The sequence below is a fragment of the Sphingopyxis sp. OAS728 genome, from assembly GCF_014873485.1.
In the GTDB taxonomy this organism is placed as follows: Bacteria; Pseudomonadota; Alphaproteobacteria; order Sphingomonadales; family Sphingomonadaceae; genus Sphingopyxis.
Genome location: NZ_JADBDT010000001.1, coordinates 1448619 through 1473594, shown reverse-complemented (window position 1 = coordinate 1473594; position 24976 = coordinate 1448619). Strand labels below are relative to the sequence as shown.

Sequence of the window (24976 nt, the reverse complement as noted above, 5' to 3'; positions counted from 1 at the left end):
GATGTCATTCGATGGCGTAGTCGATCGGCTTGAAGCTTCCGCCGCAACTGTCATAGGCGGAGCAGGCGGTCAGCCCGATCACGAGATCGTCAAGCGCGCGCAACCGGATAAAATCGCCTGGTCGCGTCATCGGCGGCAGCACGCGAAGCCTTCCCTCCGGATCGACCGGCACGTTCATGAAGATGTTGAAGGCAACCGGAATCGCATCGGGTTCGACGCCATAGGGGGCGAGCGCTTCCGCGAGATTTCCGAAGCAGCCGCGGTGAACGGGCTTGTCGGCGTAGAACTGGCGGAAGGTCGCCTCGCTACAGGGCGTGAGAAGAAAATCGTGCACACCGACGCTGTCCTCAATGATCTCGAGCATGGGGTTCGAACGGTTCGACCAGAGCCGGTGGCCCGCCGTGAGACGGATCGTTTCCTCATAGTCGAGCGTGCGGCCGTTCGAGAGGCATTCGCGCGTATCGCGTGCGAGAAAAGCGAGCATGTCGCTGACCTGCCCGCCTTCGGGATCGGTCACCTTAAGAATGTCGCCCTTCGCAAGCTGAAAGGCAACGCCCGATCGCGGCGGGATCGTCGTCGGGGCGGCATGGGCGGGCGCTACGGGCACCCACGTCGCGCAATTCGAGTCGGTCGCCGTCACAATTTCTCCTCTTCGAGCAAATGATTCCCTGCAAACGATGGCGAAGCGAAATGGCTCCGCGGAAAAAGCGCAAGCTGCCACGCTGAACGACGCTTGTTCGAATGCCGCCGCCTGTTGGAGCGTCGGGGCACCAAAATCCGGCTTGTCGCGGCTGCCTAACGCGCATCATCTTGTCCGACGCGAGACGCAAATCGGCTTGATCTCGATCAACTTCCGCAACGAAGACCGTGGTCCGGGGCTTTGTCGGCAATGACCGTCTCACAATCAACTCGCACCGCGAGTGCCGGCGCTGCCAAGGCGCCATCCGCCTGGCTCGCCGCCGCCGAACTCCCGCGCGCGGCTGCCGAATTCGGGCTCCTCGCCGCCAGCTATGGCGGCCTTGTCCACGCGGCCGCGCGCGGCGACGGCCATCCGGTCCTCGTCCTGCCGGGGCTACTCGCGAGCGACCGGTCGACCGCAGCTCTGCGGTCGGTCCTGACAAAGCTTGGCTATGATGCGCGGCCGTGGAGGCTCGGGCGCAATCGGGGGCCGCGCGCGATCGGAGCAAGCGGTGAGCGTCTCATGGCCGAGGTTGAAGCGATCTTCAACGAGACCGGGAGAAAGATCAGCCTTGTCGGCTGGAGTCTTGGCGGCATCTTTGCGCGCCTCATCGCCCGGCGCATGCCGGCCAACATCCGGCAGGTCATTACCCTCGGCTCGCCTTTTCGGGACGATGGCGAGGCGACCAATGCCGCAAAACTCTTCGAGCTTGCGAGCGGGACGCGCCGCGACGACCGCCTCAATCGTGCGATATTGGCCGAGCTCGCGACGCCGTCGACCGTGCCATCCTCTGCAATTTACAGTCGGACAGACGGGGTCTGCGCCTGGCAGGTTTGCTGCGAGACGCCCGCGGCGCGGCGCGAGAATATCGAAGTTTATGGCAGCCACTGCGGCCTCGGGGTCAACCCGAGCGTGATCTACGCAGTGGCCGACCGGCTTGCGCAGGACGAGAGCGAATGGGCGCCATTCCAGCCTTCCCCTTGGTCGGCATGGGCCTATCCCGCGGCCGGTCATGCTTAGCGGCAAACGGAACTTCGGTCCGCGGCCGACGTTGCGCGATCAGTTCGATCTATTGCCTGCGATGGAGGAATTATGAAAAGCCCCTATATTCTGACGCTCGCCCTTCTGCTCGCCGGATGCGGCGCTGCCGAGACCCCCGCCCCGGCGGAAACGGCCGACGTCGCTGATGCGACAGTGCCCGAGGCCGGGAGCCCGCCCGCGGCGCCGCCCGCCGCCGCCGTGGTCGATGCCGCCACCTATATCGGCAAGGCCGGTGCCGGCGATCTTTGGGAGATCGAATCGTCGAAAGCGCTGCTTGCCAAATCGGCCAACGCCGACGTGAAGCGGTTCGCCGAGATGATGATCGACCATCACACGAAATCGACCGCGAAAGTGAAGGCCGCCGCAGCGGAGGCGAGGTTGGAAGTGCCCATTCCAAAGCTCGACGCCGCGCAGCAGAAGATGCTCGATGAAATCAAGGCCGCCGACGTTGCCGGCGTCGATGCCGTCTATCTTGCCCACCAGAAGACCGCGCACGATGCAGCGCTGGCGCTGCATCAGGGCTATGCCACGAGCGGCGACACAGGCAGCCTGAAGAAGGCGGCTAGTGAGATCGTTCCCGTCGTCGAGGCGCACCGCGCCGACCTTGCAAAGCTTGATCCCAAGAGCTGACGCTGGCGCTCGCGGCAGCGATGGGCTGGTCTCCCGCCGCCTTCACAAGCTGGTGGTTAACGCCGTCAAATATGGCGCCTTGTCGAACACGGCATGGACAGCCGAGCCGATTTTGGGAGCTGATTACGGAAGATGGCGCCGAGTTGTTGATCTTGGCTCGGGTCTGGACAAGGTCCGGTGGTCGCCGCGCCAGCAAGGGTCGGCGCGCCTTCACGGCCAGCGTGGCAATCGCGAGATCCAATTCCATCGGAAGTCGTGCGCGCGATTTTCGCCTGCTCGCGTGATTAGGCTGGTGGCGGCACCTTCAGGAATAGCGACTCATGTTAGTCGACATCGTTGGGATCACGCGCCTGTTCGGCAGCATCCTCTTCTGCACGGCGCATTTTTGTCGCTTCTTCAGTCCGCCGCTTTTCGGCGGCGGAACGGCGATTGTTGAGCATCGCCCAAGCGAGTACCAGAACCAGCAAGATTGGTCCCACGATCGTCATAATGCCCCATTCCATCGATGCTTCCTTCCAAGCGCAGTTTGTGATGACCTCAGAACCAATGACTGGCGGGTTGGCTGCCTCCAAAGCGAAGGGGAGGCGAGGCCGCCGCTCTTATGCGTTCCTCCCCGCGCGTGGATGGCTTCCGAGCAGTCTGTCGGTGGGAGGAGCGCACGCGCGTCGTCGACAGTGAGGGACGCCTTCCCGAGGTTTCATAGCTATGATCGTCCGCATCCAGCTTATCCGCTCCTGCGATCGGACCAACTAGCGATTGAGGCCGCCATTAATGATCCTTATCGAGTAGCGGAAAGTCTCAGGCCGGCATGACCCGTAATCTCAGATAAACAGAAAGTGTGACGCAGCTGTGGGGCTAAAAACCGCGCCAGCGATCGACGCCTCATAGAGCCCGCTCGGCTACAGACATCTTCCGGCGCCCCACTTTCTTCCCCGCCCGGTCAGAATATGCTCATACAGCGCTATATATTCGTCCGCCATACGGCCGACAGAAAAGCGCCGCGCGACGCTTTCGGAGACTTGGCGACGGTCGACCGCATCGATCTTGCCGACCGCGGCTACCGCTGTTTCGACGCCGTCGACAAGGTAGCCGTTGACGCCATTCTCGATCAGTTCGGGCATCGATCCGCGTCGCTGCGCAATCACCGGCGTGCCGCACGCCATCGCTTCGATAACCGAGAGACCGAAGGGCTCGTCGAAATTGATGATGTGAAGGAGAGCATAGGCTTTGCCGAGTGCCGCGACGCGTGCCTCGCCGCCGACCGGGCCGTGGAAAATGATGGCTTTGCCGTCGACATGCGGCAGAACCTCGCGCTCATAATATGCCTGGTCCTGGACGATGCCGTAGATATGCAGCCGGCGTCCCGTGCGCCGCGCGACCTCGATCGCCTCCGCGGTGCCCTTGTCGGGATGGATGCGCCCGAAGAAGAGCAGATCGTCGCTGCTGACGGGGTCGAGCGGAAAATCTCCGGGCACGATGCCATGATGGATCGTCGCGGCGTAGCGCAGGTCGGGATGGCGGTCGGCGGCGCTGATCGCGACATAATGAACGCGGTCCTCATACGGCTTGTACATCGGCAGAATCCGCTCGGAGGAGAAGCCATGGATCGTAGTCACCATCGGCGTGGCGACCAGCGCCGAAAAGGCGTGGGCGGGAAAATCGGCCTGGTTGTGAATGATATCGAATTCGTCGGCGCGTTCGAAGATATGCGCGAGATGCCGATGCTCCCAGACTTTCGCATCGATCGCGGGATCGTCGGAATAGGGTGCGGGGACGACGCCGGCGAGCGTCGCCGACGTGATGCTGTCGAGGGTCGCGAAGAGCGTGACATCGATGCCCTTCGCGACGAGCGCTTCAGTAAGCAGACTGGTGACGAGCTCCCATGGCCCATAGTGGCGCGGCGGGGTGCGCCAGGCGATCGGAGCGACCATCGCGATGCGCATCAATTGGCCTTGAGCTGAAAGATGACGCCCTCGTCGGGTTGAAGCGTGCCGTCGAATGACGTGCGGCCGTGCGTTGACAGGATGAGGCTAGCGGCCCCGCTGCCGGGTGGGAGCGATAGCTCGTGCGGCACCGGGCCGAAATTGAGTGCGACGACGAAATACTCGTCGCCCTCGCTTCGTCCATATTGCAGGACGTCGGGACTCGAGGGATGAAGCTCGAAGGCGCCAATGCCGAGCGCATCGTGATGGCGGCGAAGTTCGAGCAAGCGGCGATAGAGGGTGAGCATCGAAGCCGGGTCGGCTTCCTGCACGGCAACGTTGCGGACGGGCCAGTCGGGATGCAGCGGCAGCCACGGCTCCGCATCGCTGAAGCCGGCGTTCACACTGTCGTCCCACGCCATCGGCGTGCGCGCGCCATCGCGCCCGAGGCCAAGGCCCGGCTGGCGCAAATCCTGGGGGTCGCGGATGCGATCGGGCGGGATCGGCACCCGGCCAATCCCCAGTTCGTCGCCCTGATAGAGCGTGGGCGTTCCGCGAAGTGTCAGGAGCAGCATCGCCGCAACGCGCGCCTGCGCCTCGCCCAGGCGGCCTGCGATACGCGGCGCATCGTGGCTGCCGAGCACCCAGTTCGGCCAGCCGCCCTCGGGCAGCGCACCCTCATAGGTATCGATGATATGCGCGATGAGCGCCGCATCCCACGGCGCTTCGAAGAGCTGGAAGTTGAAGGGCAAGTGGACGCCCGGTGTCTCGGCGCTCCCATAATAGGTCATGAGCTGATCGACCGGCAGGCAGATCTCGCCGACGAGGAGGCGCTCGCCATAGCTGTCGGCGAGCGCACGAAACGCGTGCGCGATCTCGTGGATCTCGGGCTGGTTCGCCGAATGCTGCTGGAGCACGCGGAATTTTTCGCCCTGTTCTGGCGTGTAGGCCGGGTTCAGCGGATTGTCCCTCAGATCCTCGGCCTTGATGCAATGCCAGAGCACGTCGATGCGAAACCCGTCGACCCCGCGATCGAACCAGAAGCGCAGCACGTCGGTCATCGCGGCGCGCACCTCGGGGTTGCGCCAGTTGAGGTCGGCTTGTTCCTTTAGGAAGGTGTGGAGATAATATTGACCGGTTGCCGGATCATATTCCCATGCCGGGCCGCCCATGTCGCTTGTCCAGTTGTTCGGTGGACCGCCATCGGGAGCGCCGTCGCGCCAGAAGTACCAGGCGCGCTTCGGGCTGTCCCGCGACGCACGGCTTTCGGTGAACCAGGGATGCTCGGTCGAACTATGGTTCGGCACGAAGTCGAGAAGGAGCTTGAGACCGTGCGCATGCACGTCGGTGAGCAGTGCGTCAAAGTCGTCAAGATTCCCGAACAGCGCATCGACGTCGCAATAGTCCGCGACGTCATAGCCGAAATCAGCCATCGGCGAAGGGAAGATCGGCGACAGCCACATCGCATCCACCCCTAGCGAAGCCACATAACCCAGACGTCGGCGAATACCCTCAAGGTCACCGACCCCGTCGCCATCGCTATCCTGGAACGAGCGCGGATAGATTTGGTAGACGACGCCTGCCTCCCACCACGGCCGAGCGGTCCGGCTGTCGCGCCCGGCGCTTGCGCGGAGACTTTCTGAAAACGTCATGTGCGAGCTTCTGCCGCGGCGTTCGTTGCATCCGATTTCAGCGGCACGCAGACGGCGCCGATCGAGCCCCAGGGTAGGCATTCTGCAACGGGTACGCCGCTTACCACGGTTTCGAAGGTTGCGCCTTGTGGATCGACAGCAAGAAGACGGCCGTCCCGCCATATCGTGTCGGCTTCTGCTTTGTTCAGATAACGGACCTTCGGTGGCTCGCTGGTAAGAAGGCGTCCAAGAAATTGCAGCATAAACGATATTCCATTATGTGGGTTAGCCCAAGGCAAAGGCAGCGAGATAGGTAACGCAGTGGGCGCGTGATGGCTGCGCGACGTAAGCGCGGAAGTGAATCGCTCCAGCCAGCGTCGGCATTACCGATGTGCTGGTAGACGTCGGACTAATTTCGGTCGATGGCGGCCACGCCGGACTGATCGGCACGCTCGGTCGCTTGCGCGTATTACTCCGAAACGTGACCTGTTTCCGCCAGTCAAATGCGTGCAGGCACGCTTGCCAGATCACTTCGACAACGCCGAAAAAAAACAGAAGCAGAGCTAGGCCTGTCGTTTCCAGGCGAGCCACCATGCTATCGCTGAAATGCGACAGCTTCCGACTTTTCAAAAGGCGGATGAGCAATCGCCCCGAGCGCTTCGGACCGGAACCCGGGAAGGCTGCCCAAGTGGCCGAGCAGCAAGTTCCATCCGGGCAACATTTCGTGAAACATCCAAGTTTTTCCGGCGACCTTTACGTCGCAGCAGAGCAGGTCTGCCGTAACTTCGTCACGCTTATAGAACACGATCCTCTCTATCTCTCCCAGTGGGAGATGAGAAAGAAGCTCTGCGTCGATATCAGTCATGCATCACCACAAAATCGCCCCGCCGGAGCGGGGCAGTTTGAGGGTTCCAAGGAGCCCGCCGCAAGGAGCGGCGGGGTTTTGTAAGAACGCAGGGCTTCCTACGGGGTTCCAATCCAATGTCGGCAAGTTAGGCGTCATTTCGGCCGCGTCCTGAATCGGCCGCCGCCTCCTCTCAGCGATATTTTCGCGAGGTCGTTATGCACTGATTCCCAATAGGCTATTTCATTGTCCTTGCCGCGTTCGCGCCCATTTTATCTGCCGCACGACATGATGTTCGGCTCCTTCGCCATATCGCAGTTGCAACTCTGCCGCACAGCCGCGAACGCTTTGACTGCCATAGCAGGACATCGCTGGCCCGCATCATCGGTCGGATTGGGCGGAGGTAGCCCCGCCGCCCATTCTCGTCAGAAGTCCATCGCCGGCATCGGTGCGGGCTTCTCTTCCTTGGGCAGCTCGGCGACAAGCGCCTCGGTCGTGATCAGCAGCGAGGCGACCGACGCCGCATCCTGCAGCGCGGTGCGCACGACCTTGTCCGGGACGCGCGGCGCCGAAGAGCTGGGAAGCGGATTTTTTCGCTTCAAGAGGGGCCCGCAAAATTTTTTGCGCTCGCAGGCGATGACTGCCAGCGCGCCGCATTTCAGCGGCTTGGTGGCGATTTCACCTCTTGACGCGGCTCGATTCATTTCCAAAATTTCATGGGCGCGGCAGGCACGCCGCGCCTGGTGAAAAGGAATGGCGACAAGGAAGGAGGCACGATCATGTCCGAGCCATTTTCCCGTTTTCTGCATCCGTTCGACGTTGCGCGTCACCCGAGCCTCGAGCCCGAGGTCAAACGCGCGCTCCTCGCGTCCTGGGCGTCCGACCGCGCTGCGGTCCGCGACAAGCCCTCGCTCAGGAAGCCGCCCGGTGCGCGGCGCGCGGTTCCCGTCGACGAAGTGCTGGCGGCACTGCGCTCGCTCGACCGCGGCACCAGGGAGCGCGCAACCCGGCCATGAGCGGCGACGGTATCCTGTTGCCGTGTGGAGGCACGGATGACGACGGCTGAAGATGATCATCGGGTTTATGCACCATCGCGGCTCTCGCCTTCGATAATTCGAACGAACCGGTAGCTCTTCTGCTCGAATTTCAGCGACCGGAAGAAATTATGGGCATTGTTGACCATGATGTCGCTCATCGCCTCGATCTCACGGCATTCTGCCTCGGCGATCGCGCCTTCGGCAGCCGACAGCAAGGCGGTCCCGACTCCGCTGCGCCGCTCGGGCTTGTTGACAAGCAGGAGCGTAATCCGGCCGATCGGGCCGCGCTGGATCGTCGGCACGACCGCCCAGGCGCAGCATCCGATCACCGCGTCGCGCTCGGCGACCAGCAACTGCCCCCTGGAATTGCGCAGCAACTCCATATTCGCGGTAACAAAGGCCTTGTCGGCGTTCGGCCCGGCCAATTGATTCATCAGCTTCGCAACCCGAGCGGCGTCGTCGGCCTTCGCCGGACGCACGACGAGGCTTTTCTGGGGCGGGAGAGGCTCGTTCGGGACGATGCGCAGCGCCGGTTTCGCACGGGCGGGTCGGTGATCCCGGAGCGGTTCTTTGCGAGCCGGCGCTTTAGGCGCCTCGACACGGGCAGGATTTGGAGACGCTTTTCCCCGACTGATCGGACCTTCTTCTTCGGAGCGATCGGCAACGGCTATTGTTTTCTTGAGCGGCTTGGCATCGGGAGTCGTCTCGGCCGAAAGCTTCCAGCTGCTGAGCGCGCCGCCCCGCAAATATTCCTCGATCTCCTCAGCCGTCGCGGTGAGGCCAGCCTTGCCGATCCCGAGCAGCGGTTTTCCGAACGTGTCAGTCAGGCCGTATTTGCCATAATCGCCGACGCCAGGCGTCCGCTTGCGCGAGCGGACGAGCTTCATCCCGCGATGCTCGGCCATTGCGCGGAGCTCGTCGGGCCCGGTCTCTTCCGTCATCGCCGCGAGATCGCCAGGCGGGTTGCAGGCGGGGAACATCGCGCCGGTCCATGCGCTATGCAGCCATGCATGCGCATCGCTTTCCACAAAGCTCGATCATCGACCGGATCCTTTACGACGACGAGGCCCGCACGCTGTGCATATCGTTCCGGGACACGGGCAAATATGTCTATGAGGGGGTGCCCGCGGCGCTGTTCGAGGCATTCCGCCGCGCAGCTTCGGCGGGCAGCTTCTTCAACGAACGGATCAAGGATCGTTATCGATTCCGGCGCGATCCCGAACGGCGGAGGTTCGGCCCTAAGGCCTGACCGACTCGGCATGTCGGGCATCGCGCGCGCGCTCAGGCGCGCTTGCGCGCCGGCGATTTGGCCGGCGCCTTCTTGGCGGAAGCCTTGGCCGACGATTTTTTCGCGGCAGGCTTGGCCTTGCCGCCGTCTCCGCCGCCGATCGATTTTTTGAGCGCCGCCATCAAGTCCACGACGTTGGAGCCGCGTGCCTCCTTTTCGCCGTCTGCGCTTTCGATGTTGAGGGTCTTGCCTTTTTTCTTGCGGTCGATCAGTTCGCGCAGCGCCTCGACATAACGGTCGTGAAAATCGGTCGCATCGAACTTGCCGGTCTTTTTGTCGATCAGCGTCGTCGCAAGGTCGAGCAACTCCTCGTCGGGATCGCCTTCACCGATGTCGCGGAAATAGCTCGCCGCCTTGTTGACCTCGTCGGCGTAGCGCAGCGTTTCCATCACGAGGCCGCGACCGCACGCCTTGACGCTCACGACATATTCGCGCCCGCGCATCGCGAGTTGGCCAAGCCCGACCTTATTGCTGCGGCGAAGTGCTTCGCGAAGGACAATGAAGGCTTCCTCCGCCAGATCGTCGGCGGGCACCACATAATAGGGCTTTTCGAAATAGATCTCGTCGATGTCCTGCGCCTCGACGAACTGGGTGAGCTCGAGCGTCTTCTTGCTCTCGAGCTTGACCCCTTCGATCTCCTCCTCGTCGAGCAGGACATATTCGCCCTTGGCATATTCGAAGCCCTTGACGATCTCGTCGACATCGACGGGCCCGATGCCGGGGACGACCTTTTCATATTTGATCCGTTTGCCCGAGGGTTCATGGATCTGGTTGAAGGCGATCGAGGCGCCGCTCTTGGTTGCAGAGTAGATTTCCACCGGGATCGAAACCAGCGCCAAGCGGATCTGGCCTTTCCAATAGGGTCGTGCAGCCATGATCGTCTTCCTTGAATGTGACTCCTTCAATTCGCGATGAGGTCTAACGTTCCCCGGAGACGCATGCGATGGCCGACGTTCACCCAACAGAGGCGCGCCGCGACCGCGAACCGGTTGACGTCGATCGAAACGGGCAGGCGGGCGTCGATGCAGCGTAAAGTACCGCACCTGCCTAATTTCTCGACGCATCGCCCGTTCGTGTCGTTGCCTTGCCGGCACGCGCGCGCCGCGCTTCGCCGAGTTCGATCCACGCCGGCGCGTGATCGCTCGTCAAGACTGCAGGGGTCGATACGCGCCCGCGCGGGTGGGAGAAGAGCCGCTTCGCCGCCGCCTTGTTGAGCAGTAGATGGTCAATGCGGATGCCGGCATTGCGCTCGAAGGACTGGCGCCAATAGGCCCAGTAGCAGTAAATGCGCTCATCGGGGTGAAGATGGCGAACGGCGTCGGTCCAGCCCTGGCCGAGCAGGCTTTGATACGCTTCGCGCGCTTCGGGTGAAAGAGCGCGTCCTTTTTCCACTTCTCGGGCTTGTAGGCGTCCTGCTCGGTCGGGATCACATTATAGTCGCCGCAGGCGACGACCGGTGCTTCGATATCGTAAAGCGTCGCGAGATGCGCGTGCAGCCGCTCCATCCATTTGAGCTTGTAATCGAATTTGGGACCCGGCCAGGGATTGCCGTTGGGCAGGTAGAAACCCGCGATCAGCACGCCGCCGACCGCCGCCTCGATATAGCGGCTCTGTTCGTCATGCGGATCGCCGGGCAGCCCGCGACGCGTCTCCTGGATCTCGCCGAGGCGGCTCAGGAGCGCGACGCCGTTCCAGCGGCTCTGGCCGTGCCAGATGACATCATAGCCCGCGTCGCGGATCGCCTTCTCGGGAAATTTCTCCTGCGGCACCTTCAGCTCCTGGAGACAGACGATGTCCGGTTCGGCGAGCTCGAGCCACCTCAGGAGAACGGGCAAGCGCCCGTTGATCCCGTTCACATTGTAGGTCGCGATCTTCACAGGTCTGGAAGCGCCTGCGCCGCGCGGCCCCAGCCCTGCAGCGCTTTCAGTGACGCACGCTTGATGAGCTCCTTGGCGTCGGTGATATGGAAGTGCGAAGGTTTGTCGATCGTCTCCATTTCCCTCCAGCTGATCGGCGCCGCGACCGGGGCGCCTTCGCGCGCGCGCGCCGAATAGGGCATCACTGCTGTCGCGCCGCGCTGATTGCGCAGATAGTCGACGAAGATGCGGCCCTTACGCTGTGCCTTCGGCAGCGCCGCGGTGAAATTGTCGGGATCGCTTTGCGCGACCGCCTGCGCGAGCCGGTGCGCGAAATCCTTGACCTCGGGCCATTCGGCCCGAGGCGTCAGCGGCGCGATTACATGGACCCCCTTGCCGCCGGTGAGCATCGGGAAGGTCTCGAGCCCGATCGATTTGAGAATGTCGCGGAAATGGAAGGCGGCGTGGCGCACCGCCTCGAAATCGAGACCTTCGTCGGGATCGAGGTCGAAAACGAGCCGGTCTGCCTTCTCGATATCCTCGATCCGTGCGCCCCAGCCGTGGAACTCGATCGTCCCCATCTGAACGCAGGTCAAAAGTCCCACAGGGGTATCCATGTAGAGATATGGCTCTTCCTCGCCGTCTTTCTCGACGATCGCGACCTGCTTGACGGCGTCACCGAATGCGCCGGCGTCATGCTTCTGGAAGAAGCATTTCTTCGCGCGCCCCTGCGGACAGCGCACGAGGCTGATCGGGCGCGAACCCGCCCAGGGCAACATGATCGGCGCGATCGCGGCATAATAGTCGGCGAGTGCGCCCTTGGTCAGGTTGGCCTCGGGGAAGATGACCCGGTCGCGGTTGCTGATCGTCACAGGCGAGGCGGTATCGGCTTCTGCAAGATCGGCTTCCGTCTCGAGCACCACCGCTTCGGCCTTCTTGTCCTCGCGAAGCCCGAGATAGCTGGGATGGCGGAGCGTACCCTCGCGCGTCATCTCGGTGTAGGCGATTTCGGCGACGAGCTTCGGTTCGATCCAGTGCGCGCCGCGCGTCTCGGCGCGCGGCGCCGGGACCGTCGGTTCCTTGCGCTCAAGCGGCTTCATGAGCTCCTGGAGGCGAAAAAGCTCGGCGGTGTCGAACCCCGTGCCGACCTTGCCGGCGTAGCGCAGTTCGCCCTTCTCATGGATGCCCAGCATCAGCGAGCGAAAGCTGCGCGACTTGTCCGAGGGCGTCCAGCCGACGACCACGAACTCCTGGCGCTTGATGCATTTCGTCTTGAGCCAGCTTCCCGCCCGCGATCCGACATAGCGCGCATCGGCCTTTTTCGAAATCACGCCTTCGAGCCCGGCCTTGCAGAAGCTTTGCAGCAATTTTTCGCCGCCGCCCGCAATATGGTCCGAGAAGCGGATGCGCTTGCCGGCCTTGGGCAGCATCTTTGCAAGCTTCGCCTTGCGCTCGACGAGCGGCCGCTGGGCAAGATCCTCGCCGTCGAGTTCGAGCAGATCGAAGGCAAAATAATCAATCGCGTCGGGCGAGGATTTGATGGCATTCTGCAGCGACTGGAAATTCGAGCGGCCATCGGCATCGAGCACCACCGCCTCACCGTCGATCAGCGCCGAGCCGACCTTGAGCTTCGCCGCCGCATCGAGCAGCGGTCCGAACTTCTCCGACCAGTCGAGCCCCGAACGCGTATAGGCGCGCGCCTCTCCGCTGCCCACGGCGATCAGCAGCCGGTAACCGTCATATTTCATTTCGTGCAGCCAGCCGTTCCCGGCCGGTACGCTATCGACGAGCGTGGCGAGCTGTACCGGCCGGAAGGGCGGGGGCTTGCTACCGGGCTGGGTTGGTGTTGCGCTGGCCGTTCGGGCCTTCGGTACAGCGCCTTTTGCGCGGGCGGGACGTTGGACTTCGGCCATGGACTCAAGACCGATGGGCGCGCTTTTCGTTCCACGTCGAGAGCCATTGCAACCCGCGCAACGTACGCGCGTTGGCGGACGAGGACTATGGCAGGCGGAGATCGGACATGGCAGACGACAAGAGCAAGGTGGGCGGCGCGGACCGCGACCGGATCAGCCTTAGCGAAGACTATGAAGTGCGCGACTGGACCAAGGCGCTCGGCGTCACCGAGGAGGAGTTGCGCGCAGCGGTCGATGCGGTGGGCAATTCGGCGGACAAAGTCCGTGACTATCTGAAGGGCCGGTAATGCAGGGCGATCTGGATCGCGCGGTCACGTCGCCGGTCGAGCGGGTCGCTCGTGTGCTCGCCGGCCATGCGCTGAGCCGCAATGCCGAGGGCGACATGGCCTCGGCCGGTGAAGCGGTCGACGCGCTTTGGGGCGACTATAGCGATGCCGCGCTTTCGGTGTTGCGCACGATGCGCGAACCGAGCGCGGCGATGCTGGCGGTCGGCGACGCGGAGGTCTGGGACCGGATGATCCACGCCGCGATCGAGGACGAGACGATTGCTGATTAGCCCCGCGCCTTGCGGCTGAAATGTCTAACGAGGTGGCGATGAGATAGTTTCGCGAGCGGATGCACCGCCGTCGCGAAATTCTCGTGTCGTCCAACCCCTGCGCCGGCTGGTTGGTGACGCCGCGAAGTGCCGCCTCAGTCTATGGTGCGAGGACGGCGGAGCCGGTCGACGACGCGCATCGCTTTCTCGCTGTCCGGAGCGGCGTGGATTGCGCTCCTTGTCTTCATCGTTAGTCCCCGCCCATGGGACGCGCCATGTCGATTGCGACAAAATCAGGATCGATGTCGCGAACGTTTCAGGCATTGCGCCCTTGGGGCGCAACCCCGCCCATAGCGAAGCGTCTCTCTTTCACGGCGAAGATTGGAGATGCAAGATGAGCGATCAGAACAAGCGCGACGACGGGATGCAAAATGGCCCGGGAGAACAGATACGGCGGAAGGAGGGCGGGAAGGATCGCCACGACGCCTCGCTCGGCAGCGGCCGCGCCGGCGGACGCCCCACCGAGGACGATCTGGCGAAGCGGGAAGATACGGGTGGTGCGTCCGGCGAGGGAGGCGACAAGTGAGCGAGTTTCGAAAGGTCCGCGAGGTTCCGACCGAAGTGACGAAGAACCCCAATATCTCGACCGAGAACCAGCCGGAAGGCGCCGCACGCCGCCCGAGCGACACGCTCGATAGAGAACGCAAGCGGGATCCGGAAAGCGGTAGCAGTAATTCGGACAATTACGACCCCGAGATCGGGACCCGCGTCGGCGAGGAACGTGACACGCGCGCGGGCCGCGCGGCAGAGGGGCTGCCGGGGGAGGAGCTTGAGACGGCCGGTAATCCGGATATTTGGGAGCAGCGCGGAACTCTGACGATCGCTCACGACCAGAGTGATGGAGCCGAACTTCCTCCGCTTGCGGAGGAGCGGGCGGAGCCGCAGCCGTTGCGCGAGATACTTGGGCGGTTCGCGGCGGCAACCTCGCCCGAGCGTGAGCGCTACAGCCTTGTCCTCGAAAACGGACAGGCTTTTTCACATGATGATATTGTGGAGTTGCTCGGCCGAGAGGATTCACCTTTTCGCTAAGAGCATTTCCGGGAGCGACCATGCAGGATGAAAGGATCGCCGAGGCGGAGGCAGCGCTCCGTATGGCCATGCTGGCGAGCGATGTCGCAACACTCGACGCGTTGCTCGACGACGAACTCTGTTTCACTGATCAGTCCGGCAATCGCTTGTCCAAGGCCAACGATCTCGCCGCCCATAAATCGGGACTGCTCGAGCTTGAGACGATCGACATCGTCGGCTCTCCGGACATTCACCGCTGGGGCGATTGCGCAACCGTTTGTGTGACGGTCGATCTTGCGGGCTTCTACGACGGCGAAAGCTTCTTCGGCCGCTTTGCTTATTCGCGGGTCTGGCACGAGCGCCACGGCCGCTGGCGCCTTGTCCTCGCGCATTGTTCGCCGCTGCCGGCAACGCGCTAACTTGCCTGTCACCCCGAGCAGCGGTGGCGTCGGTTCGGCATGGGAATTAGGGGCGCCCCATACCGGCGCCCCCGACGGGCGCGGGGGGGCGTTCAGATCAGGCTGGCTCTGCGCATCCATGCCTAAGCTGTCCATCTACCATCAGCTCGACTTCGAGCGAATTGGACAGCAAAAAGGCCGCGCCAGTGGAACGCGGCCTTCCGGCATTTTCATGCAGCCCCCTTGGCCTCTCTCGGTCGGGTAGAATGGCCAAAGTTGCAGCAATCATATCCGCAGTGGCAGCAGCGTCAATCGGGATGACGAGAGGCGCGGGTCATTTTGGGACGGGCCGGATTTTGCAGCGAACCAAGAGGGGAAACCATCCCGGCGGCTGGGCGCACCGGACAATCGGTTCCGCTCCGGCGCCAGCCGCAAGAGCCGGCGGTCACCGTCGACGCGTTTGGCGTGCGCCAAAATATGCTATCGGAATCCACGGTGGGCTCCGCCCCGGCGCCTTAGACCGGACGCCAGAAACGCGCATAGCGACGAGTATCCCGGGCGCCATCAACCGATCCGGCTCCCCGCAGTGCGTGCAACCGTTTCGCTCATTCGGCGTTAGCGGCATAGTCAACGCAGGGAGTCCCATCATGAAGAAGATTTTCACCAGCCTCGCCGCCGCTTCGGTCCTCGCCCTGGCCGCGTGCCAGAGCCCCGCTGCCGACAAGGTTGAGGATCAGGCCGAGGCCAAGGCCGACGTGATCGACGATCAGGCCGATGCCATGCCCGCTGGTCCGGCGAAGGAAGCCATGGAACAGAAGGCGGACGTCGTCGAAGAGCAGGGCGAAGAGAAGGCCAACGCCATGGACGACAACGGCGAGATCGCGCCTTCGGAATCCGGCGTGGGCGACACGCAGAAGAAATAAGCCTGCCTCCCCTAAAGGGCAGGGTAAGGGGCGCCGGATGACGGCGCCCCTTTTTCATTGTCCGGTCCCTGGGATACGGGCGCGCTATCGCCCGCATTCGCGGTGAGTATATCGCGGCGCCCGTGCGGTCCTCGAGGATCGCGATGGATTCTTAAATTAACTGCGCCGGGCTTGAGACCGGCATCGATGCGCTAGGCGACAAGCGGCAAGCGATTGAAAGGTCTGGTCTCGACAACTTCCCGGCCGGTCGGTTCAGGCCCAATGCCTTGGATCCTCGTCGCCGGGCAAGTTCGACACCAGGGGCACCCAGCTTGCGTTCCAGGCCGCCACCTGTTCGCGAGAGGCCGGGTGGGTGCCCGCCTCCTTCAACTCGACGCCGCGCGCGCGAATGCGCGCCTGCAACTCATTCACCAGTTCATTCGCCTGGTGAAGCACGTCGAACGCATCCGGGGTCACCCCTCGCTCCCGACAATCCACTGCATTGTCTGGGCGTATGCCCACGAGCGGACGCGGTGCTCATCGACCAGAGCCTTGTCGATTGGGTCGTCGCTCGCGATCAGGTAATCAATCCATGCCGTCATTTTCCAACCCTGTCAGCGATGGCCGTGATGGCGTCCAAGGACCTGTCCGCACATCAAGGTCCGCTCGATCCATTGCGCCGGGACGCTGGAAAGCGCCCGCTCCTGCGCGGTTGTGCGAAATCTTTGATGCGTCCGGCCGCGAACGACCGGGGGAAATCTTCTCGAACTTTGCGACGCAGAGTGGAAAGGACATATCCAAAAAAATTGGCGACTTATCGCTGCTCACAACCATCGCCGAATAGTCCGCTGGCACGAGGGGTACGGGCTGCTCTGGCCGGCAGAGCAGGGATGGCCCGCATGACAAACGCGATTTCGGCGGAAAGGATTTCGGACGATGCGCCGGACTTCGCGCGCAGCGCCATGCCGCAGCAGTGCGTAATTACGAATGCCGCCAAAGCGCGGCAGTCGCAATCGGCAGGGAGTTCCCCGACATCGCTTGCTCGCGCGAACCGCGTCGCCAATTTATCCTGATAGATGTCGATGCGCTGGGACAGCAGCCGGCGGATCGCTTCATCTTCGGGCGAACTCGCCGGCGCCGCGTGGGTGAGCAAGGATCCGGGCGGCGTCGACGATCCGGCGCACGCGCGCACCGCCCCCTCGAGAAGACGTTGGACGACAAGCTGGACCGGATGCGTGGCGAGGGCATCGGCGACGAAGTCGAGATAGATGGTTTCGAAATGCTCGACGACAAGCGCGAACAATTGCTCCTTGTTGCCGAACGCCCGATAGAGGCTTGGGCGGGCAATCCCCATCGCTGCCGTCAGATCGTCGAGTCTGGTTCCGGCATAGCCTTTATCCCAAAACTCGCGCGTCGCGCGGTCGAGCGCTTCGGTCAGATCGAATTTTCGTGTCCTGCCCATCATATTTTCCAGCATCTGCCTCGAAAACCCGGCCTCGCGGTAGACCCCGTGGCTTGGCAGACCGGTTAGGAATACACGGTGCCTACTGCTTGAACACGCGCCGGCGTATCGACCCCGATTCACCGTCGAGGGAGCAAAGGCCCCCGCCGACGGGGCAACCGTTTTCTTTTCTCGGCATATCTCCACGAGAAAGCTCCATCCGTCGCCGGACGGTGGTGGCCCGTGGATGTCGGGCACGGATAGCAAACGGCGTAGCTCCGGCTCAAGGCGACTATTTGACGGCGTCCTGTGCGGCATCTCCGACATTTTTCGCGGCATCGCCCACCTGTTCGGCCGCCTTCGTAACCGCTCCCGTTTCGGCCTTCTCGTTCCCCAGAAACTGGAACGCGAGAAAGGCCGCGACGACAAGCGCCACGATGACGATCAGCGTCATGCCCGTCCCGCGTCGGGGCTCGCGGTCGACGACGGTCGTCGTGTGCGTGGTCCCGTCGGCTTCGCGGGTCGTATGAATTTCATCCGCCATGCTATCCTCCGTTCAGTCCATCACCAAGGACGCCTCACGGCGATGATGGTTCCTGCGTCGCCGCCGCCTTGACCCGCGCCCGGCGCGCGCCATTCATAGACGTCCGGCGTGGCGCTTCTTCGCGCTGTTCGGCGCGGGAAGGCCGCATTCTTCGCCCGCGGTCTCGCCGATCATTCGCGAGTGAGCCCGAGCGCTCGTCCGTTCGGGAGCGGGCGGATCATGCCGCCCGGACACCTGCCGATCTCCCTAAGTGCCAAGGTGCGCCCGGAAGCCTAATAGCGCTTCAGCAGTTGCTCGACCGTCGCCCCCGTCGTCCCGTCTTTCCCGGTTCCATCGGCGATGTCCTTTTCGAGTGCCTCGCGAATGCGCTCGATCTGATAGTCGGTGAGATGCTCGATGCCGACGAACTCAACGCGCGCTTTGTCGAGCGCGCGCAGAATTTCGTCGAGCTTGGCCTGCATCGCGGCGCCATCGCGGTTCTGGCTGTTTTGAATCAGGAAGACCGCGAGGAAAGTAAGCACAGTCGTCGCCGTATTCACAATGAGCTGCCACGTGTCCGAATATTTGAGCAGCGGCCCACTCGCCGCCCAGATCAGGATCAGCAGAGTGGAAATGATAAAAGCGAGGGGCTGACCCATGATCCGGGCGCTTCCGGACGCGACGCGGGTAAAAAATTCGTCCACCACTCTCTCCTGTATGACGCCATGGATGGGCCCATTGAATCAAATGCTGCCAATTTGTCGAGACTATCGGCTGCCATAGGTCCGAGCGGGAGCACGGCGCGGCTCGGCGCTGTCGGGCTGAGGGCTCAAGCGCCAGGGGCTCGAACAAGCATCACTCGGCTTTGATCGGCGCGCCGGAGAGCGCTGCCGCGGCATTGCATTGCGGATCGGCCGCAGCGGCTGCGGACCGCGACGGAATTAAGCGCCGCTTGCTAAAAGATCGGGCGCCACATGTGATCGGCAACTTCGCGCTGATTGCGCCGTTTGCTCTTCGACTGCGGGGCAAATGGAGAGACTGCAATGGAAAAGACCGATCTGGACGCGACGCACATCCTGGCCGCCGATCACCGGACCGTCGAAGGTCTGTTCGATGATTTCGAAAAGGCGAGCGGCTCCGACCGAAAGGCGAAGATCGCAAAGCAAATCTGCACCGAACTCAAGATTCATGCGCAGATCGAGGAAGAGGTCTTCTATCCCGCCCTCAAAGGCAAGATCGACGACGACCTGCTGAAGGAAGCCTGGGTCGAGCATGATGGTGCGAAGGTGCTGATCAACGACATCGAAGCCTCCGGGCCCGACGACGAATTTTTCGAAGCCAAGGTCACGGTGCTGTCCGAGGAGATCAAGCATCATGTGAAGGAAGAGGAAAAGCAGCAGGACAATATGTTCCAGCAGGCCCGCGCCGCCGACGTCGACCTCGAATCCCTTGGGGAGGCGATGCTTTCCAGAAAAGAAGAACTGAAAGCTCAGGCGGAGGGTGTGGGCCTTCCGCCCGCCGTTCTTGCCACGCTACGCGCTTGACGAAGCATCTCTTTCGGGAACCATAGCGCTGACGCCGGACCGCTGCGAGGCGGTCCGGATAACGCCCGTGAAGCCGGGCGGGACGGCGTCCCGGCGTCACGCAGCATCGCGGGGAGGGGGAGATGGCATCACGTAAATGTTACTTTGCGCCGAGCTGTGGAACTGTCGTCTTCACGCTTTGTTGGCATCGAGAGGAGAGGGAAAAATATTCAGGATAGTGGTTTGGAACGTTTGACCTTTCTGGAAAGCGGTGGGGAGCTGGGCCGGCTCATCGCGCGCCGGGACTGGAGCGCGACGCCGCTTGGTCCCATAGCCGGCTGGTCCATGAGCCTCCGGAACGCCGTCGCATTCGTCGTGCATTCGCCGGCACCGCTGGTGATGCTCTGGGGCGAGGCCGGAACAATGATCTATAACGACGGCTACGCCAAATTCGCGGCCGACAATCATCCCGACATTCTCGGACGTCCGGTACGCGAAGCCTGGCCCGAAGTGGCGGACTTCAACGATCATGTGATGAAGGTGGGTCTCGGGGGCGGCTCGCTGGCCTTTCAGGATCATCATCTCAAGCTGAACCGCACCGGGCAGTTTGAAGACGTATGGCTCAACCTTGATTACTCTCCGGTTTTCGGTGACGATGGCCGACCTGCGGGCGTCCTCGCGATCGTGGTCGAAACAACGAAACTCGTCGCGGCCGGGAAGGCTCTGGAAGAGAGCGAAGCCCGCCTCCGTTTCCTCGACCGGCTCGGCCGCGCGACATCTACCAGCCTGGATGCGCGAGACGTCCTGGAAGTGACGACCGGCATGTTGTCCGAAGAGCTGGGCCTCTCGTCCTGCGCTTACGGCGATCTCGACGTCGACGGCAGCGGGTTCACATTGCGTCAGGCCTGGCCCGGCGCCGACAGCCTGGGGCAGACCGATCACCATTCGCTCGAATCCTTCGGAGAGCTCGCGGCGCTGCGGCTCCGAAAGGGGGAAAGCCTGGTGATCAACGACAGTCTGAGCGAACTGCCGCCCGCGGCGACCGCTGCCTTTGCGGCAGTGGGCGCACGCGCCCTGATCTGGGTTCCCCTCGTGAAGGAGGGGCGGCTTACCGCCTTGATGGCGGCGCATCGGGATCAACCGCATATCTGGACTGAGCGCGAGATCGCCCTGACACGCGAAGTCGCCGAGCGCAGTTGGTCGCACGTCGAGCGAATCCAGACCGAAGCGGCGCTGGCAGTGGCCGCAAGCCGGCTCGGCGAACTCAGCGACACGCTCGAAGAGCGGGTCGAGGAGCGATCGGCGGCGCTCAACCGAAGCCAGACCCAGTTTCGGCTGCTCGTGCAGGGCGTGACGGACTATGCAATCTATATGCTCGACGAGCATGGCAACGTTACCAGCTGGAATGCCGGCGCCGAGCGCATCAAGGGATACAGCCCCGACGAGATTATCGGCCGGCACTTCTCCTCCTTTTACCCGGAAGAGGACCGGACCGCTGGTGAACCTGAACGGGCCTTGGAAACTGCCCGGCGCGAAGGGCGGTTCAATGCGGAAGGCTGGCGCGTACGAAAAGACGGGAGCCGATTTCGCGCGAGCGTCGTCATCGACGCAATACATGACGACGATGGACGATTGATCGGCTTCGCAAAGATCACGCGGGACGTAACCGAACGCGAGGAAGCGCAGCACGAGCTTGAAATGGCGCGCGAAGCACTGTTCCAGTCTCAAAAAATGGAATCGATCGGTCAGTTGACGGGCGGGGTCGCGCATGACTTCAATAATCTGCTCATGGCTATCCGCAGCAGCCTCGAACTTCTCAGGAAGCGGGTCCCCGACGAGCCACAGATTCGCAAGCTCCTCGATAACAGCATGAAGGCGACCGACCGCGGCGCCTCGCTTACGCAGCGAATGCTCGCCTTCGCTCGCAGACAGGAGCTCGCAGCCGAAGAGGTTATGCTTCCCGCCTTAGTCCGCGGTATGAAGGAGTTGCTCGAGCGCGCGCTGGGACCTGCCTATAGCATCGACACGCGCCTCCCCGGCGATCTCCCGGCCGTATCCACCGACGTCAACCAGCTGGAGATGGCGTTGCTCAATCTTGCCGTCAATGCACGCGACGCGATGCCCGACGGCGGCGACATTCTGATCCGCGCCGAGGCCATGACCGCCACGGCGGACCAGGTGCCCGATCTCGCCGCCGGCCGCTATGTTCGCATGACCGTCTCGGACAGCGGAAGCGGCATGGATGCCGAAACGCTCGCCAAGGCGATCGAACCTTTCTTTACGACCAAAGGCGTCGGCAAGGGCACAGGCCTCGGCCTGTCGATGGTTCACGGCTTTGCGCAGCAACTGGGCGGAACGCTTGAAATCGAGAGCAAGCTCGGCGTGGGGACCAAGGCCCATATTTGGCTCCCTGCACGCGAGATGGGCGCGGGAGAGGAGGGGCCTGTCGAGAGCCTCGAGCCGGCGCTCGCTACCTCCCGAAAGATTTTGGTTGTCGATGATGATGCGATCATTCTGATGAACACGGGCGCCTTGCTCGAGGATTTGGGTCACCGCGTGCTCGAGGCAGGATCGGGCGAGGAGGCGCTGAGGATTTTCGCCGCGCACGACGATATCGAGATGCTCGTCACCGATCAGGCTATGCCGGGAATGACAGGGAGCGACCTGATTGCGGCGGCCCGTACCCTGCGGCCGCATCTGCCGATCGTGCTGGCTACCGGTTATGGCGAGACGCCGCACGAGGTTGGTCAGACAGTCGTGCGGCTCGGCAAACCTTTCAGCCAAACCGACCTCGAGCGAGCCGTGGCGGATGCAATGGCAGGCGTCGATGACTAGCCTTGTCGTACCCGCCGCGTCGTGCATGCGAAAAGGACGTTGCATCGAGACAGTCGGCCCGCCTCGACGTTGAAATCGGCCAGTCCAAGCCCGCGGCATGCTGTCAGCCGAACCCGTGCCTGAGCGATCATCCTCTCGAGCGGGTGGCCCCGTCGATCATCCTTCATTTTTGAACAAGCGAGTGTCGCAGCGGTCGTGCGCCGACGGGCGCCACTCCGTGATGCACCCGTTATTGGGTCCAGTTCCGGTTGCAGTTTCCAGCCTGCAACATCAGAATGCGACGGCATCTTGAAGTAAAGATGCGTGACCGGGTTCTGGCGCGAATGTTCAGGCCTAGGGCTAAAGGCGCCAGTACATGCTCCGGAAGCAGGTTTTCTCAGCCCGGTCACCTTTTCCGCCGTCGGCCGGTACAATAATAAACAGTTTATAAAGAAATGGGGATGGTTTGCGCTCCGCCATCCCCGGTTATGCGTCAGTCGTGCCACCAATCGTAGATGTCCGAAAAGCCGATGAGGCCATCGAACAGCGCGCAAAGGATCAGCATCTGGCGGCAATGGACGTCGTAACGGTCGCGCGCGACCTTGAGATGCTGGATAACGGTTTCCTCGCTGATGCCGAGGATCGCTGCCGTTTCGCCCGCGGTCTTGCCGCGCGCGATCCAAAGCACGCATTCGCGCTGCCGCTCGCTGAGCCTGGGGCGATCCTTGGGTCTCGGTGCTCCCATCAGACCCCGGGCGGTCGACAAGGCGACCGCCCCGACGATCTCGGCGACATGGAGCATGTCGCCCGGCATCTGTTTTTGCGGGCTAATGGCGAACGAACAGGCCCCGCTTGCCTCGCCGGGGAGATGCCGCGGCACCGTGAAGCCATCGCCGACCCCATGCTCTCGGCCGACCTCGAGCATCCTCCGGTCGCCTTTGGTCAGCGGAATAAACTGGTCGAGATCGCGCCAGCCGAAACCGGTCATCGACCGCTCGCCCGCGCGCCGCACCGGGTCGATGCCGCCCAGATCGAGTTTGACATATAGTCTGGCCCAGGGGTCCGGATAATCGTGGATCAGCAGCGAAGCCGGTCCGCTGGCGCCGCGCCGGTCGTAAGCCAGCGCGAAATGGTCGAAGCCGAGCCGCGAGGCGGCGCTCGACAAGGCGCTGTAAAGTTGGTCCTCGCTAGCCGACGAAGCGATAGCGGACGCAAGTTTCTGTATCAGTCGATTATGCATGGTAAAAATAGTCGGCCGCCGACGGGGTCCGGACCCTTCGCCTGCCGGCCGCTCCAGATAGCGCTTTTCCGGGTTTCTCTCCCGGTCCGGCCTCGCTGAACGATCGCGCGATTGGTCCTGTCATCTTAAGGCCGGCTCTTGCCGCTGCCGTTTCGCTCGATGACAACCGGCGCTGCGATTGTAACAGATGCCGCCCGGAGGCGGAAGGGGAGCTGTACAGAAATAGTCCCGAAACTGGTTCTAATTCAGAGGCTTGGTCCCAGGTTAACAAAGCTCCTCTATCCGCGTGGCTGGCCGACCTTCATTCGTCGTGCGCGACAAAATAGGCAGCAAGACGGTGCGCGATTTGCGGCGAGAGGCTGACGAAATGGCGTCGAGCGTCGTCGGGGTCTGGCGTGCGCACGACGAGCCGCGCATCGACCAGCCGCTGGACGAGGCGCTGCGCGCTGCTCGACGACAGACCCGAGCCGATGCCAAGTGCGCCTGTCGGGACCGTCGCTACTTCACAATGCGCGATGAAGAGCTCGACGAGCATATCCCACGCCGGCTCGCCGAACAGCCTGTCGGCACCCACCAACTGCCGGCGCAGCAGGAGGCGCCGGACCGATCTCCGCGCGTTCGCAAGTGCGCCCGGCAAAGTTGCGCCGGGTGCATCATCGGCGTCGTCTGCGCGTGGCAAATTCGCTTTTTCGGCGCGCAAGCCGAAGGATTGCGCGGTTTTATGGCTGGATGAGCGGCTCTGCCGCAGGATGTTTCGATGCGACGTCGCCGTTACCACGATATGATCCACGACAGTGATATCCAGCGATCGCGCCATCGCGGCGAGCCGCTCGGTGACCCAGAGATCGGCCGAGCTCGGGGTCGGATCGCCGCTAGGGTGATTATGGACAAGGATGACCGCTTCCGCATCGAGCTCGATCGCGCGGCGCAGGATGATCCGCGGATAGAGCACGACCTGATCGATCGTTCCCCGCTGCATCTGCTCATCGGCGATCAATCTGTGCCGCGCGTCGAGGAACAGGACGCGCAGCGTCTCGTCGGGCAGGCTGCCCATCGAAATCTTCAGATAATCGGTCAGCTTGCGGCTCGACGCGCTAATCCGCTTGTCATGCAGATCGCCGCGCATGGCCTCGCGCATGGCGTCGCGCGACACCAGCAGCAACGGGACGACCGGGCTGTCCCGGCCCACGACCCGCGCGATTGCGTCCGGACTTTGCGACAGCAGGCGGGCGAGACTTCGAAACTCGGCGATGAGCCGCGCCGCTACGATCTCGGCCTTGTCGGGTTCGACGCACGCCACCAGACGTGCCAGGACGGATCGTTGCCCCTCTGCCGCAAGCGCCGCTGATGACGCCAGGTTGCGAGGATGAGCAGGGGCGGCACCAGCCACGACGCTGCCACCTGCATCGTGAGATAGGCCGCCGGATGCATGGACACGTCGAGGAGCCGGGTCGTGTGCGCTAGGAGCGGCAGGATGTGCAGGGCGGCGGCGATCATCGGCCAGAAACGATGCGCACAGAGCGCGAGCATGGTCGTAGTGGATACGCCAAAAAGGTCGATCGTCAGATGTCCCACGTCGAGCGTCGCAAACTCGAGCGGGATGTAGTGGTGCAGGATCCAATCCCCGCCCACCAGACCAAGCGCGATTGCGGCCATAGCGCGTTCGGGGCCGCCACCCCGCCACGCCGCAT

At 62.9% G+C, this 24976-nt stretch carries 28 protein-coding genes and 1 pseudogene; 13 read left to right on the top strand and 16 right to left on the bottom strand.

The window, feature by feature from the left end; translation table 11 throughout:
• Positions 1-4 precede the first annotated feature (4 nt).
• Positions 5-607, bottom strand: coding sequence for a DUF1989 domain-containing protein (locus GGC65_RS06910; protein WP_192649430.1), 603 nt, complete (start codon positions 605-607; stop codon positions 5-7).
• 282 nt (positions 608-889) lie between these two features.
• On the opposite strand from GGC65_RS06910, the gene GGC65_RS06905 reads away from it, so the two are divergent.
• Entirely contained in the window at positions 890-1699 is an 810-nt protein-coding gene (locus GGC65_RS06905; protein ID WP_192646477.1) for an esterase/lipase family protein, read from the top strand.
• A gap of 72 nt (positions 1700-1771) precedes the next feature.
• The gene (locus GGC65_RS06900) at positions 1772-2350 is read left to right on the top strand and encodes a DUF4142 domain-containing protein (protein WP_192646476.1); all 579 of its coding nucleotides are present in this window, start codon (positions 1772-1774) and stop codon (positions 2348-2350) included.
• 323 nt (positions 2351-2673) lie between these two features.
• Here the strand turns inward: GGC65_RS06900 and GGC65_RS06895 are convergent, their stop codons facing one another.
• The 4 genes from GGC65_RS06895 to GGC65_RS06880 all read right to left on the bottom strand — a co-directional run bounded on the left by GGC65_RS06895 (position 2674) and on the right by GGC65_RS06880 (position 6166).
• Positions 2674-2853, bottom strand: coding sequence for a hypothetical protein (locus GGC65_RS06895; protein ID WP_192646475.1), 180 nt, complete (start codon positions 2851-2853; stop codon positions 2674-2676).
• Between the two features lie 396 nt (positions 2854-3249).
• Complete coding sequence (locus GGC65_RS06890; protein ID WP_192646474.1) at positions 3250-4293, bottom strand: glycosyltransferase family 4 protein; 1044 nt, start codon at positions 4291-4293, stop codon at positions 3250-3252.
• Complete coding sequence (locus GGC65_RS06885) at positions 4293-5924, bottom strand: alpha-amylase family glycosyl hydrolase (protein ID WP_192646473.1); 1632 nt, start codon at positions 5922-5924, stop codon at positions 4293-4295. The genes GGC65_RS06890 and GGC65_RS06885 overlap by 1 nt, the downstream gene beginning before the upstream one ends.
• Complete coding sequence (locus GGC65_RS06880; protein ID WP_192646472.1) at positions 5921-6166, bottom strand: hypothetical protein; 246 nt, start codon at positions 6164-6166, stop codon at positions 5921-5923. Before GGC65_RS06880 ends, GGC65_RS06885 begins: the two co-directional genes overlap by 4 nt.
• A 329-nt stretch (positions 6167-6495) precedes the next feature.
• Between GGC65_RS06880 and GGC65_RS06875 the strand changes: the two genes are divergently transcribed.
• On the top strand, positions 6496-6852 hold the full coding sequence (locus GGC65_RS06875) for a hypothetical protein (protein WP_192646471.1): 357 nt from the start codon (positions 6496-6498) through the stop codon (positions 6850-6852).
• Between the two features lie 674 nt (positions 6853-7526).
• Entirely contained in the window at positions 7527-7763 is a 237-nt protein-coding gene (locus GGC65_RS23305) for a hypothetical protein (RefSeq protein ID WP_225940712.1), read from the top strand.
• A gap of 65 nt (positions 7764-7828) precedes the next feature.
• Here GGC65_RS23305 and GGC65_RS06865 read toward each other — a convergent pair whose 3' ends face one another.
• Positions 7829-8725: a GNAT family N-acetyltransferase gene (locus GGC65_RS06865; protein WP_192646470.1), complete on the bottom strand. Its 897-nt coding sequence runs from the start codon at positions 8723-8725 to the stop codon at positions 7829-7831.
• 50 nt (positions 8726-8775) lie between these two features.
• Between GGC65_RS06865 and GGC65_RS06860 the strand changes: the two genes are divergently transcribed.
• Positions 8776-9033 (top strand): KTSC domain-containing protein, encoded by a 258-nt coding sequence (locus GGC65_RS06860; RefSeq protein WP_225940711.1) that lies wholly within the window; start codon positions 8776-8778, stop codon positions 9031-9033.
• Between the two features lie 32 nt (positions 9034-9065).
• On the opposite strand, the gene GGC65_RS06855 is transcribed toward GGC65_RS06860, so the two are convergent.
• The 3 genes and pseudogenes from GGC65_RS06855 to ligD form a co-directional block, all read right to left on the bottom strand.
• Positions 9066-9947 carry a Ku protein gene (locus tag GGC65_RS06855; RefSeq protein WP_192646469.1) on the bottom strand — a complete coding sequence of 294 codons (882 nt, stop codon included), beginning with the start codon at positions 9945-9947 and terminating at the stop codon, positions 9066-9068.
• 172 nt (positions 9948-10119) lie between these two features.
• Positions 10120-10949, bottom strand: a pseudogene (locus tag GGC65_RS06850) (exodeoxyribonuclease III).
• The gene (gene ligD / locus GGC65_RS06845; protein WP_192646468.1) at positions 10946-12841 is read right to left on the bottom strand and encodes a DNA ligase D; all 1896 of its coding nucleotides are present in this window, start codon (positions 12839-12841) and stop codon (positions 10946-10948) included. Before ligD ends, GGC65_RS06850 begins: the two are co-directional and overlap by 4 nt.
• A 107-nt stretch (positions 12842-12948) precedes the next feature.
• Between ligD and GGC65_RS06840 the strand changes: the two genes are divergently transcribed.
• The 6 genes from GGC65_RS06840 to GGC65_RS06815 all read left to right on the top strand — a co-directional run bounded on the left by GGC65_RS06840 (position 12949) and on the right by GGC65_RS06815 (position 15765).
• A complete protein-coding gene (locus GGC65_RS06840; RefSeq protein WP_192646467.1) occupies positions 12949-13128 on the top strand; it encodes a DUF3606 domain-containing protein in 180 nt (59 codons plus the stop codon).
• Positions 13128-13397: a hypothetical protein gene (locus GGC65_RS06835; RefSeq protein ID WP_192646466.1), complete on the top strand. Its 270-nt coding sequence runs from the start codon at positions 13128-13130 to the stop codon at positions 13395-13397. The genes GGC65_RS06840 and GGC65_RS06835 overlap by 1 nt, the downstream gene beginning before the upstream one ends.
• Positions 13398-13770: 373 nt before the next feature.
• The gene (locus tag GGC65_RS06830; protein WP_192646465.1) at positions 13771-13962 is read left to right on the top strand and encodes a hypothetical protein; all 192 of its coding nucleotides are present in this window, start codon (positions 13771-13773) and stop codon (positions 13960-13962) included.
• Positions 13959-14465, top strand: a complete 507-nt coding sequence (locus GGC65_RS23300; protein WP_225940710.1) for a hypothetical protein — start codon at positions 13959-13961, stop codon at positions 14463-14465. Before GGC65_RS06830 ends, GGC65_RS23300 begins: the two co-directional genes overlap by 4 nt.
• 20 nt (positions 14466-14485) lie before the next feature.
• Complete coding sequence (locus GGC65_RS06820) at positions 14486-14863, top strand: nuclear transport factor 2 family protein (RefSeq protein WP_192646464.1); 378 nt, start codon at positions 14486-14488, stop codon at positions 14861-14863.
• Between the two features lie 626 nt (positions 14864-15489).
• Positions 15490-15765: a hypothetical protein gene (locus tag GGC65_RS06815; protein WP_192646463.1), complete on the top strand. Its 276-nt coding sequence runs from the start codon at positions 15490-15492 to the stop codon at positions 15763-15765.
• A 252-nt stretch (positions 15766-16017) separates the two neighbouring features.
• On the opposite strand, the gene GGC65_RS06810 is transcribed toward GGC65_RS06815, so the two are convergent.
• The 4 genes from GGC65_RS06810 to GGC65_RS06795 form a co-directional block, all read right to left on the bottom strand.
• A complete protein-coding gene (locus GGC65_RS06810) occupies positions 16018-16221 on the bottom strand; it encodes a hypothetical protein (protein WP_192646462.1) in 204 nt (67 codons plus the stop codon).
• 337 nt (positions 16222-16558) lie between these two features.
• Complete coding sequence (locus GGC65_RS06805) at positions 16559-17443, bottom strand: TetR/AcrR family transcriptional regulator (protein ID WP_192646461.1); 885 nt, start codon at positions 17441-17443, stop codon at positions 16559-16561.
• A gap of 34 nt (positions 17444-17477) precedes the next feature.
• Positions 17478-17729: a hypothetical protein gene (locus GGC65_RS06800; RefSeq protein WP_192646460.1), complete on the bottom strand. Its 252-nt coding sequence runs from the start codon at positions 17727-17729 to the stop codon at positions 17478-17480.
• A gap of 272 nt (positions 17730-18001) precedes the next feature.
• The gene (locus tag GGC65_RS06795) at positions 18002-18412 is read right to left on the bottom strand and encodes a low affinity iron permease family protein (RefSeq protein WP_192646459.1); all 411 of its coding nucleotides are present in this window, start codon (positions 18410-18412) and stop codon (positions 18002-18004) included.
• A 339-nt stretch (positions 18413-18751) separates the two neighbouring features.
• On the opposite strand from GGC65_RS06795, the gene GGC65_RS06790 reads away from it, so the two are divergent.
• Together GGC65_RS06790 and GGC65_RS06785 are read left to right on the top strand one after the other, a co-directional pair.
• Entirely contained in the window at positions 18752-19252 is a 501-nt protein-coding gene (locus tag GGC65_RS06790; RefSeq protein WP_192646458.1) for a hemerythrin domain-containing protein, read from the top strand.
• A gap of 156 nt (positions 19253-19408) precedes the next feature.
• Positions 19409-22066, top strand: a complete 2658-nt coding sequence (locus GGC65_RS06785; protein WP_192646457.1) for a PAS domain S-box protein — start codon at positions 19409-19411, stop codon at positions 22064-22066.
• Between the two features lie 472 nt (positions 22067-22538).
• Here the strand turns inward: GGC65_RS06785 and GGC65_RS06780 are convergent, their stop codons facing one another.
• The 3 genes from GGC65_RS06780 to GGC65_RS06770 all read right to left on the bottom strand — a co-directional run bounded on the left by GGC65_RS06780 (position 22539) and on the right by GGC65_RS06770 (position 24941).
• Positions 22539-23210, bottom strand: coding sequence for a LuxR family transcriptional regulator (locus GGC65_RS06780; protein ID WP_413052720.1), 672 nt, complete (start codon positions 23208-23210; stop codon positions 22539-22541).
• Between the two features lie 376 nt (positions 23211-23586).
• Positions 23587-24585 (bottom strand): JAB domain-containing protein, encoded by a 999-nt coding sequence (locus tag GGC65_RS06775; RefSeq protein WP_192646455.1) that lies wholly within the window; start codon positions 24583-24585, stop codon positions 23587-23589.
• Positions 24549-24941: a hypothetical protein gene (locus GGC65_RS06770; protein ID WP_225940709.1), complete on the bottom strand. Its 393-nt coding sequence runs from the start codon at positions 24939-24941 to the stop codon at positions 24549-24551. The genes GGC65_RS06775 and GGC65_RS06770 overlap by 37 nt, the downstream gene beginning before the upstream one ends.
• Positions 24942-24976 lie beyond the last annotated feature (35 nt).